Genomic DNA, 10960 nt, shown 5'->3' with positions numbered 1-10960 from the left:
CTCCCGACCACGCCGCCTCCCCGCCACCGGGCCACGCCGTCTCCCGACCACGCCGCCTCCCCGCCACCGGGCCACGCCGTCTCCCGACCACGCCGTCTCCCCGCCTCCGGGCCACGCCGTCTCCGGGCCACGCCGTCACCTGGCCACGCCGTCTCGAGGCGCGCTACCGCAACGGCACCCTGCGACGCCACCGGACCCACGCGCGCAGCCCGACCTGCGCGCGGCAGGTGCGTAGCGCCCGTGCTGGAGGCCACCACGGGCGCCGGATGACTGGCAACCGCACGCCCACCTCGGCACATCCCGCCGATCACGGGTCTCGCACTAGGACGGTCGGCAGGCTCGAAGCGATGTCGAGCAGAAATCCGCTGACCGCACCGAACAGCTGGCGTCGTCCTACAGAGCGGTGAACCGATGCCAAGTCCGTCGACGGCCGCTCGTGCGCGATCGCTCGCCGTGTACGACGCCGACGACCGGCTCACCCCACAGTCGTTGCCGACGGAGGGCCGGCCCTGCTGCCGGCTCTTGGGGCTCGGACAAGTCGCCGCGGCAACTCGAGGGGTTCGTCGGGTGGATCGTCGCCCCACACTGCGAATCGAGCGGCTTGCCGGCGGACGTGTTCGTCAGCTCGCCACTTCGAGCGGGTGGCCTCGGCTGCGGCTGCCGGCGCCGAGGTCGTCGCGGCTGGATCATCGCCCGCGGATGGCGGCGCAGGCACGGGCCGCGAACCACCCCGACTGAAAGCAAACTGCGCCTCATCCGGACTCTGCTCAGGACTCGACCCAACCGAGCCCTGAGTAGGACGCGACCCAACCGAGCCCTGAGTAGGACGGGAAGCAGTCGGGGGCTGGGTAGGGCAGGGATCTGCGGGGGCGCAGGCGGGTGGGCGGAGACCCGCGGGGGCAGAGGCGGGTGGGCGGGCTTCGGTGGTGGGGCGGGTCGAGTGAAGGTTGGGTGGTGGGTCGGCCCAGGTGGGGCGGCTTACGTGGACGGTGCCGTCGGTGATGGTGATGGTCCAGTGGCCGGCGTGGAGGTCGATGTGGTGCCGGCGGCAGAGCAGGACCAAGTTATTGGTCGCCGTGCGGCCACCGTCGATCCAGGATGTCAGGTGGTGGGCGTCGCAGTGGATGGGTGGGGCGCCACAGACTACGCAGCCCTTGTCGCGTGCGTTGAGGGCACGGCGCATCGCGCGAGTGACGAGGCGTTCGGAGCGGCCGACGTCGAGTGGCTCGGAGTTGGACCCCAACACCAGCGGGATGATCTTGGCATCGCAGGCCAGGCGGCGGATCGCGGCCGCTGACAGCGCGTCGCCGTACACCAGTCGACCGGTTGCGTTCGCGGTGGCGGCTTTCAGGTCGTTGAAGTCGATGGTCACGGTGATGTTCGCCTTTGCGCCGAACCCGGGCACCCAGCCACCGTCGGCACCCGCAGTGCCCGCGTCGGCGGTAGCACCGGGGCGAGCGGCCTCGGTGTCGGAGCGGGCGCTGGTGGCGTCGGAGTACACGGCGGTGGTGTCCGGGCCGGCGGTGGTGGTGCGGCTGGACGGGGTGGTGAGGTCCGGCGCGGTAGTCCGTCGTGGGTGGAAGGCGGTGTCGGTGGCGGCTGCGGCGATGATCAGCGCGGCGGTCAGGGCGTCGGCCTGGCGCTTGTCGCGGGGCCGTGGGTCCAGTTCGCCGTCGGCGCTCTTGTGGGGGCGGGCACCGGCGTGGGTGAGGGAGCGGAGGAGCTCGGCATTCTCATTGGCCAGGTAGCCACGGAATTTCACCCCGTTGTCGACGTTGCTCAGTGTCAGGGACTCGCGTGCATAGGCCTTGTGCTCGTCAGGTCCGGGACCGTCGGAGTCGAGAAGGTCGCCGATTTCCTTGCCGGCCTTGCGGAGCTCCGCAGGTGACAGATGGGCTGCCAATTCGACGAGCTGTCGCTCAGCCACCGAGAGGTCGTCCATCGGGACCCGCTTTGCGACGCGCTCGAGGGCACCGACGATCGCGTGGGCCTGGGCAGGACGCAGGGGACGCGCACCGATGTCGGCGGAGTCGCCCTTCGCACGCTCATCGGCGTCAGCTGGCTCGGAGCCGCCGGCACCGGTGTCGGAGGCGGCAGTGCCCGGAGCACCGGTGTCGGAGGCGGCAGTGCCCGGAGCGCCGGCGTCGGAGGCGGTGGTGTCGGAGGCGGCGGTGTCGGGGGCGCTGGAGCTGGGTGTGGGGTTGGGGGTGGGGAGGGCGGCGGAGATCGTGGGGTACTTCGGGAGGGCGCGGGCCAGGCGGACGTCGCGGTGGGCCTCGGCGCTGTCGAGGCGGTAGCGGAAGGCGAGTAGGCGGGCGGTGTCGTGGGCGCCCAGCTCCTCGGCGTAGCCGATCTCCTCCAAGCCGGCGATCACGCGTAAGCGGTACGTCTGAAGGCGGACGAGCTCAGCTTCCAGCGTGTCGAGAGTTGACAGCATCTCGCTGCCGCTCATCGACCACACGGGCCGCTCACCCAGAAGCTCCATACAGCAACTCTAGGCAACCCAACCGACAGATTTCAAAGCCAGAAAACCCTTGTTTTCAAGGGATCTGCAGTGACTCAGGTTGTCCACAGCCGCGCACACCTGTGGACAACCGACAGGTCGGAGCGCGCTAGTTGCCCTCGGCACCGTAGTGCGCGCATGAGCCTGCGGGTTGGCCGGTCAACGTGAGGTTGTGGACTGGGGATTGGGGGGTGTCGCGGAGTTGCAGGGTGTTGGGGGCGTGGTGGATTTGTAGGCCGGAGATGGTGATGGTTTGGATGGTGGGGTGGTGGGCGCCTGTGACCTTCGGGTCGGCGTGGTGGGTGTCTATCAGGATGGCGGCGGCGGTGAGGGCGTCGGCTTGGGAGTCGCGGAGGGTGATGTCTTCGATGCGGCCGCCGCGGTGGGAGTTGGTTTTGAGGCGGAGGGCGTGGTCGAGGTTGGGGCCGGTGAAGTGCAGGTCGCGGGCCAGGACGTTGCGGATACCGCCGCTGGTTTCGCTGCCGATGGTGACGGCGCCGTGGCCGGTGCCGAAGCGGCAGTTCTCGACGACGATGTTCTCGCAGGGTACGGCGACGCGCCGGCCGTCGGCGTCGCGGCCGGACTTGATCGCGATGCAGTCGTCGCCGGTGTCGAACGAGCAGCCGCTGATCACCACGTCGCGGCAGGAGTCGGGGTTGCAGCCGTCGTTGTTCGGGCCACGGCTGTCGACGGTGATCCCGCGGACGACGATGTCGGAGCTCAGCACCGGGTGCACGACCCACATCGGGGCGTTGACGATCCGGACGTCCTCGATGCGGACCCGGCGGCAGTGGTACGGCTGGACGAAGCTGGGCCGGAAGCCGTGCCCTGGTTCGAAGTGACGCTTCTCGACGGGAACTTCGGCGGCGACCATCTCCAGCAGGCGGTTCCAGTCGGCGACCGGTTTCGTGTCACGCCACCAGTTGTCCGTGGAGGCGCCGCCGTCCAGGGTGCCGGGTCCGGTGACGGCGACGTTGACTTCGTCGTACGCGTAGATCAGCGGTGAGTGGCTGAGGCACTCGATCCCCTGCCAGCGCGTCCGGACGATCGGGTACGACGAGGGGTCGGTGCGGAACCGCAGGGTCGCGCCGGCCGCGAGATGCAGCTCGACGTTGCTGCGCAGCCGAATCGGCCCGGTGACGAACGTCCCGGCAGGAACCACGACCCGACCACCGCTGAGTTCACACGCCCGAACGGCAAGGTCGATCGCATCCGAGCAGTCGGAGTCCGTCCGGGCGCCGTACTTGGTGATGAGGTGGTCGGTCATCCGGTGGGCTCGCGGAGCCGGAGGGCGTTGGCCAGCGGGACGGCGATGACCCAGGAGGGGTTCCAGGTGTTGGCGTGGCCGCGGCGTTGCCAGTGGGTCTGGAACACGGCTTCGCCTTGTTCGCCGGGGATCTGGAAGCCCCAGTCGCCGGGGGTGGCGGCGATGGTTTGGGAGAGGGCGTGGAGGGTGGTTTCGGCTGCTTGGGTGTAGTGCGGGTTGTCGGTGAGGTGGCCGAAGGTGTGGAGCTCCGCAGTGGGGAAGAAGACGTCCAGGTGGTGGTTCTGGACGCTGACTGTGGGCCAGCCGACGGCGTTGAAGTTGCGGGCGCGGAGCGGGGCGTCGAGGTCTTGTTCGGGGGACCAGACATAGACCCAGGTGAGGAGCCAGTCCGCGGCGACCTCGGCCCAGGAGGCGTAGAGGTCGTCGCCGGTCAGGCGGTAGAGCTCGTACGCGGCGAGGAAGTAGTACATCCCCGCTTCCTTGTCCTCGCAGGCCGCGTCCAAGGTGGAGCGGGCGAACGGCCGGTCGAAGGTCCGCGCGTGCTGCCCGTGGTAGCGCGTCAACCACGTCGTTGCCTCCGACAACAGCCACGAGTCGTCCAGTACGGCGGACGCCTTCAACGCAGCCAGGACACACGGGATGCCGGCCGCCGAGAGCGCGGTCGACGACGGAGTGCCGTCCAGGCGCCAGCCGATCGGGAACGTGCCGTCCGGGAGCAACGCCGTCCGGAGGAACTTCAAGGAGGCGACCAGCGCGTCCGGCCAGGACGGCGGCACCGGTTCGCCGCGGGAGCGGAACAGCGCGATGATCTCGGCCAGGTCGGCGATCGTCTCGCCGTACGCGCGGCTGGACACCATCGCGCGGCCGCCGGAGCGGAAGCTGGTCCAGCGGCGGCTGCCGACCTGGTAGGCGTTGTGCCGCAGGCCGGGGGTGCGCGTCGAGCTGCCGGCCAGGTAGAACTCGACGGCCGCGCGGCAGCGGTCGATCCGGGTCCGGTCGCCCGACTCGAAGCCGAGCCGGGCGTCGCACCAGGCGAGCTTCAGCGCTTGGCCGGTCCAGCCGTACAGGAAGTGCCGGGCTTTGACGGGTCCGTTGCCGGCGACGTCGCTGAACTTGGTGTAGCCCGCGACCGTCCCGTCGCGGTACCACCGGTTGTCGAGCGCAACGGTCTTCCGCGCGATGATCTCGTCCAGGTCGAGCGGTGCCGCGCCCGGTGAGTCGAACAGCGATCGGCCAGTCCGGACGAGGTTCCGGAACGCGTGCCCGCGGAACTCCTGCGGACCCCAGTCGAACACCAACTGCTGGGTGTACACCTCACCGGGCAGCAACGTGAGGTAGCCGTCGTCGGTCGACTCGGTCTCGGCCTTGCTGACGTAGCGCACGTCCTGCTTGCCGTCGAACATCAGTGCGCCGCTCAACGCCGCGACCACTGGACCATCGCGGCGGATCAGGCCGAGCGAGCCATAGCGCACGAGTCCGTCGCCCGAACGGCGTGCGGCCGGACGGGAGAAGACGCTCAGCCAGCGACGTTCACGGCCGGCGCGCCACTCGAGGTTGACGCCGGGGATCGGCAGTCGGTCCTCCTCGGCGATGAAACCCCCGCCCGGCGCTGGGCCGATCCGCGGGATGGCGCGGGCCGGGTCCGCGGACGGGTTGTCGTTGTAGATCAGGCCGGGCAGCGTGATCTGGCAGTCGGTGAGCCGGCCGATGTCGAGCAGCAGGCCGACGGCGAGGTCACCCAGCCGGCGCTGCCCGGTGTTGCGCCAGCGCAGCTCGAGGTTCAAGCGGTCGGCGTCGTCGAAGGACAGGCGGACCTCGACGGCGACCGGGCCGGTGCGGCAGCCGGCTCGGTGCTCGCCGGGGCGGCGGGAGATCCACCAGCCCTCGGGCTGCATGGCGTTCGGCTGCCACGGGCGGCCCGCCGAGCAGGTCAGCAGTTCGGCAATCGGCCGCTCGACGTACGTGCTTGTGGTGGCGTGGCCTAGGTGGAGGACTACTCCAGCGGGGGTTCTGCGGAGTTCCGCGGTGCGGATGCCGGAGACGAGAGGGGGCATCAGGCGGTCCGCCGGATCTGGATGGCCTGGTACTGCGTGCCAGGCAGGCGCACAGTCAGCGACTCCTCGACATTCTCGACTGTCCGGCGGACGCTGTGGTTCCAGACGTCCAGGACCTCCACCTGATAGGTCCCGGCCGGCAGGCTGAACGTGCGGTCCGGGAACTGGTGCTCACCGAGGTACTGCAGGTAGTAGCTCCCCGGTACGGCGAGCGTCGGAGCGTCCCGGTGGTCGTCGATCGGCTCCACGCCGTCAGGCAACTCGTCCAGCACCTCACGCAGCAACCGCAGTCGTTGTGCGGCCACACCGGTCGGCCGCACTCCCCCGTCGGACCACGGTCCGCTCGCGTGGTCGACGTACCACTCGCCGTGGGTCACATAGGCGCCCCGGACTGTCCCTTCCCAGATGCGGGTGAGCATCTCCTGGGCGGTCAGACTGGTGTCGGGAGTGGAGCCGTTGCCCTCGTAGCCGCAAGCATCCACGTGGACAGGCTTGTCGTAGTCGCGTCGTAGGGCGGACACGCCACGCAGGTTCTCCAGCGAGACGCTGAGGTGGGTGAGCCAGGGCACTCCGGGGTCGGCTGCCGCGTGGGCGGAGATGAGGTGCCGGCCGGAGTCGTACTCCGCGATCTGCTCGGCCACAGCACGTACGTCGGCAGTGTTCTCGATGCACCACGTGATGTTGCGGTACGCCGCGAGCCGACTGACCACCTCGGGAACGAACGAGTCGACCACGATCTCGGCGACCATGTCGACGGCCGAGAGATCCCGCACCTGCGCATCGACGGAGTCCGCCGAGGCGCACAAGCGGACGCGGTTGAAGGGTGACGCGGCCAGCGCACGGCACGCTTCAGGCCAGTTGTCTGGTGTCCCGAACCACGTGGTCGTCAGCGGGTGGTACGGCGTCCCGTCAGCAGACCGCAACGTGGTCCCGGAGCGACGAACCGGACCGCGTGTCGTCGCAGGGGTGCAAGTGAACACGCCCGACACAGCACCTGTGTAGCGCCAGGTGCCTTCCAGGCTTGGCATGAAGCGGATGAGCCACTGGTCCCCGTCGCGGAACGACTCGACATACGCGGAGTCGTCTTCATGATGGAACTCCATGGCGACTGGGCCGTCGACCTGAAGTTCCAGCAGCCCCCAGCGCTCTACATCTGTCATCGGGTGCCTCGCAGGGCTAGGTACGGGCGTGCCGGCAGCGGGATGCGGCAGCGGCCGGAGTAGGAATCAAGGGGTGTGATGGTCATGTCGAGGATGTCGATGAGCTCGAAGTTGTACGACGCATCCGGCAGCTCGAGCTCGACGTACGACGGCTGCCGGTCGCCCAGGTAGTGCAGCACGCAATGCTCCAGATCGACGTCACCGTTCGGCAACCGTGGAACACCGGCCATCACGTCCCGCAGGAAGGCGATCCGCGCACTGCTCTCGCCGTACAGCCGACCGCCGATCGAGATCCACGCGCGGGTCTCGCGGTCGACGAAGGACTCGCCGTGGCCGACGTACCCGCCGAGCGTCATGCCCTGCCAGAACCGATGCACGAGCTCGGCCGCAGTGAGGTTGCCCCAGCGGCGCCCGGCGTTGCCCTCGTAGCCGATCTCGTCGATCACCACCGGCTTCGGACAGGACCGCCAGGCGGCGACCTCGGCGCCGTCCCAGTGCTGCACGCTCTGGTGCGTGATCCACGGCTTGCCGAAGTCGTACGGCGTGAAGACCTCGTACATCTTGGTCCCGTTGTGGATCGATCGCAGCCGCTGGTACGGGTCGAATCGCTGCACCAGCTGCAGCAGCCGGTCCCAGTCCGCGATCGTCTTCTCGTGGTTGAAGTCGTACTCGTTCGACAGCGACCACCAGACGTTCCGGTACGCCGCCAGCCGGGCGACCACGTAGCGCAGGAACGCCTCGTCCTGCGCCGGCGTCATCCGGTCGAAGCCCCACACACCCCGGTCGTAGGGGTGGAACAGGATCAGGTCCGCCTGGATCCCCAGCGCGAGCAGATCCGCGACTCGGCCCTCGAAGTGCTGGAACCACTCCGGATCGAAACGCCCGACGTCGACCGAGCCAGGCGTCGTCCCGGCGAACGGCAGCCGCTCCGGACGCATCCCCTCGGTCGGCAGCAGGCACATCCGCACCTTGTCGAAAGGTGCCGACCGCAACGAGGCGAGCGTGAGCTCCTGGATCTCCTTGGACTCGTACGTCCAGTGGTAGCAGGTCGTCCCGATGCAGTCGTAGCGCGTGCCGTCGGCGTACGCGAAGTGGTGCGCGCCGTGCGCCCCGACCGGCCCGTGGTTGCCGGGGCCGGGCGGGACGCACTCGAACGAACCACGCTGTCCGTCGAGCGCGGGGGCTGAGCTGGAGGTGACGTAGTCCCACCGGCCGACCCGGTCCGGCGAGAAGCGGGCCTTGTAGACCCCGTCCCCGTCGTAGAAGCCGTCGACGGTCACCACCCGGTTCCGGTAGCGGTACGACACCCGCAGTACGACGTCCGCGAACGGGTTGCCGTCCGACGGTCCGGAGTAGGTGACCTCGTGCAGCCCCCACTGCTCGACAGAACTCATGGAAGTCGGTCTCCCGCCTCGATCCACTCCGGGGAGAGGATCACGTGCTTGATGGTCTTGCGCAGGTAGGAGTACGCGACGTGCAGCCGCCCGTCGCGGGTCTGCAGCAGCGTCGGGTACGAGTACCCGAACTCGTTGTCTCGGTACTCCTCGTCCTGCACCTGCAGGTTCCGCCAGTACGGCCAGGTCGCGCCGTCGTCCTCGGACAGTGCCAGCGTGAGCGGAGTCCGCAGCGTCTTCCGCCGTACGCCGCCCTTGCCGTCCGGGACCCACCGGAACTGGTCCCGCTCGGCCGACGAGTCGTTGAAGACCAGGACCAGCCGGCCGTCGCCCAGCCGGAGCAGCTGGATCGCGGAGTTGTTGTTCGGCAGCGCGGTCCGCTCCGGCGCCGACCACGTCCGGCCATAATCCTTCGAGACCGACCGGTGGATCCGGTCCGCCGCTCGGCTGCGGAAGTAGCCGAGCAGCTCGCCCGGCGCGATCTCGACCGCGCTCAGCTGGACCTGTCCCAACCCTTCCGGCAGGTCGCCCGGCGTCCAGGTGCGGCCGCCGTCCGAGCTGAGCTGGACGACCGTGGTCTCACCGTTTTTGTCGCAGTCGTACGCCGGAAGCAGCCACTCACCGTTGCTGAGCACGACAATCGGGTTCCGGATGAAACTGCCGAGCCGGTCGAACATCACCTCACCCGGATCCCACGTGAGACCGCCGTCGTGCGAGATCCGGCGGATCACCCGCGACGTGCTCTGGTCGTGCGGCTCGTTGGAGGTGTGCAGCAACCACACCTCACCCGAAGGCAGCACGAACAGCAGCGGGTTTTGCTCGGACCGTTCCGGGTCCGCGGACAGCTGCTCGGGCGCGAGCCACTGAGAAGAGCCCGCGGGGAGGCGGGACAGCACGATGTTCGTGTCCGGCTCGCCCTCCCCGGGACCGTTGAACCAGGCACACAGCAGATCGCCCGCCGGTGTCTCCACGAGCGTGGCGGCGTGACTGTCGCCCGGATGCAGCGTCGGCAGCAGCGCTGAGTCTTCCCTCAGCACTCCGTCGAAGCGGGGATCGGTCACCATGTGAGTCCTGCGGCGGCCTGGGCCTTGATGTAGTTGGGGATGTCGAGCTGTTCGGCGACCTGCAGCGACGAGTCGACGTCCATGCCGTCGATCAGCACATGCTGGCGGAACACCTTGTACAGCGGGATGTCCCAGTACTCGGTGTTCTGGTAGTTCTTGACCACCGCGTTGTCGCCCCAGTACACGGCCGACGTGTCGATCCCGCGCAACTCCGGCAGCGCCGTACCGAACGCGTTGACGACCGCATCGGTCTGCAGCACCGCCTTGACGCCGTACGACGAGATCCGGGTCTGGATCTCCTCCGACACCAGGTATTTGACGATCTCGAGCGAATTCTCCTTGTGCGCCGACTGCGGCGGGATGAAGGCGGCCCGGGCGTTCGGCTGGTAGATCGCGGTGGAGCCGCGGGACAGCACCGGCATCGAGGTGACGCCGATCTGCACGCTCTTGGCCCACTCGGCGTAGTCCTCGGCGTCGTCCTCCTCGACGTACAGCGGGTTCAGCGCGTAGGCGTTCAGCTTCGACAGCGTGTGCACCGCCATCGCCAGGTGACCCGGGAAGCTCATGTCGCCCTTGAAGAAGTCGTCCACCGTGGTGAACGTGTTCCCCGGCAACTGCAGGAACCGGTTCATGTTGTGGGCGACTTGCTTCCACTCAGCCGTGGTCAGGCTGACCTTGACGTCCTCCGGCGCCGGCTGCTCGCTGCTGCCGGGCACGAACGGGTACAGGCCGAGCTGGTTCAGCGCCAGGTAGTTGTCCGGGTGCTGCATGAAGCCCTTGTAGTGGTCGATCCCGTCCTGCCGGGTCAGCGACTTCGCGGTCTTGTAGATGTCGTCGTACGTCGACCCGACCCGGGGGTAGCGGATCCCGAACTTGTCGAAGATCAGCTTGTTGTAGAGCAGCACGTGCTCGTCGATGAAGACCGGGACGCCGTACAGGCCGCCGTCGGAGCGGGACTTGACCAGCTCGACCGAGCCCAGGTTCAGCGCGGACAGGTCGATCCCGGCCTGCTGCACCAGCGGGGTCATGTCCTGGACCCAGCCGAGCGGCTCGAGGTCGCGGTCGATCCGGGTCCGCGGGTCCTCGATGATCAGGTCCGGCACCCGGCCGGCCTTGGCGATGTCCTCGTACCGGATCGGGTAGTCCCAGGTCGCGTACTTGATCTTCACGGCCGGGAACTTCGCCCGGATCGCGTCGCCGAACACGGTGTCGAAGTACCGGGTCGCCTCCCGGCCGGCGTCGTCGCCGCCGAGCTCGAACGGCTTGAAGTTCACCGCGAAGATGAACAGCTCGTCGTCGGCCACCGAGAACGGCTTGCCGTAGCGGTTCGGGATGTCGACCACACCGGCCGCCGAGCGGGCGCCCGCGCGCGGGACGGCGGACGTGGAGCTGGTCGCCGCCGCGGTGGTGGCGGGCAGCGCGCCGCCGAGGGCGGCGAGGCCGCCGATCAGCGCGCTGTTGCGCACGAACCCGCGCCGGGACATACCTTGCTTGTCGGACATGCTGGGCCTTTCGTAA

General features: G+C 68.8%; 7 protein-coding genes. All 7 read right to left on the bottom strand.

Annotation, left to right across the window (positions count from 1 at the left end; all coding sequences use genetic code 11):
* Positions 1-475: 475 nt before the first annotated feature.
* Positions 476-2485 carry a DUF222 domain-containing protein gene (locus tag AB0H36_RS36215; protein WP_360534364.1) on the bottom strand — a complete coding sequence of 670 codons (2010 nt, stop codon included), beginning with the start codon at positions 2483-2485 and terminating at the stop codon, positions 476-478.
* Between the two features lie 127 nt (positions 2486-2612).
* Positions 2613-3770, bottom strand: a complete 1158-nt coding sequence (locus tag AB0H36_RS36210; RefSeq protein ID WP_360534362.1) for a glycoside hydrolase family 28 protein — start codon at positions 3768-3770, stop codon at positions 2613-2615.
* Positions 3767-5824 (bottom strand): hypothetical protein, encoded by a 2058-nt coding sequence (locus AB0H36_RS36205; RefSeq protein ID WP_360534360.1) that lies wholly within the window; start codon positions 5822-5824, stop codon positions 3767-3769. Before AB0H36_RS36205 ends, AB0H36_RS36210 begins: the two co-directional genes overlap by 4 nt.
* Positions 5824-6984: a DUF5605 domain-containing protein gene (locus tag AB0H36_RS36200; protein WP_360534358.1), complete on the bottom strand. Its 1161-nt coding sequence runs from the start codon at positions 6982-6984 to the stop codon at positions 5824-5826. The genes AB0H36_RS36205 and AB0H36_RS36200 overlap by 1 nt, the downstream gene beginning before the upstream one ends.
* On the bottom strand, positions 6981-8378 hold the full coding sequence (locus AB0H36_RS36195) for a DUF5060 domain-containing protein (protein WP_360534356.1): 1398 nt from the start codon (positions 8376-8378) through the stop codon (positions 6981-6983). Before AB0H36_RS36195 ends, AB0H36_RS36200 begins: the two co-directional genes overlap by 4 nt.
* Positions 8375-9439, bottom strand: a complete 1065-nt coding sequence (locus tag AB0H36_RS36190) for a sialidase family protein (protein WP_360534354.1) — start codon at positions 9437-9439, stop codon at positions 8375-8377. Before AB0H36_RS36190 ends, AB0H36_RS36195 begins: the two co-directional genes overlap by 4 nt.
* Positions 9436-10944, bottom strand: a complete 1509-nt coding sequence (locus tag AB0H36_RS36185; protein WP_360534352.1) for an extracellular solute-binding protein — start codon at positions 10942-10944, stop codon at positions 9436-9438. The genes AB0H36_RS36190 and AB0H36_RS36185 overlap by 4 nt, the downstream gene beginning before the upstream one ends.
* Positions 10945-10960: the final 16 nt, after the last annotated feature.

The organism is Kribbella sp. NPDC050820 (assembly GCF_040653975.1).
GTDB lineage: Bacteria > Actinomycetota > Actinomycetes > Propionibacteriales > Kribbellaceae > Kribbella.
Note: the sequence above shows the minus strand (reverse complement) of the source record. Positions and strands in the feature narration are given on the sequence as shown.

What these genes read in the sequence shown, in the direction of transcription:
- AB0H36_RS36215 (WP_360534364.1), bottom strand. Translation starts at nt 2,485, where the DNA reads ATGGAGCTTCTGGGTGAGCGGCCCGTGTGGTCGATGAGCGGCAGCGAG.
- AB0H36_RS36210 (WP_360534362.1), bottom strand. Translation starts at nt 3,770, where the DNA reads ATGACCGACCACCTCATCACCAAGTACGGCGCCCGGACGGACTCCGAC.
- AB0H36_RS36205 (WP_360534360.1), bottom strand. Translation starts at nt 5,824, where the DNA reads ATGCCCCCTCTCGTCTCCGGCATCCGCACCGCGGAACTCCGCAGAACC.
- AB0H36_RS36200 (WP_360534358.1), bottom strand. Translation starts at nt 6,984, where the DNA reads ATGACAGATGTAGAGCGCTGGGGGCTGCTGGAACTTCAGGTCGACGGC.
- AB0H36_RS36195 (WP_360534356.1), bottom strand. Translation starts at nt 8,378, where the DNA reads ATGAGTTCTGTCGAGCAGTGGGGGCTGCACGAGGTCACCTACTCCGGA.
- AB0H36_RS36185 (WP_360534352.1), bottom strand. Translation starts at nt 10,944, where the DNA reads ATGTCCGACAAGCAAGGTATGTCCCGGCGCGGGTTCGTGCGCAACAGC.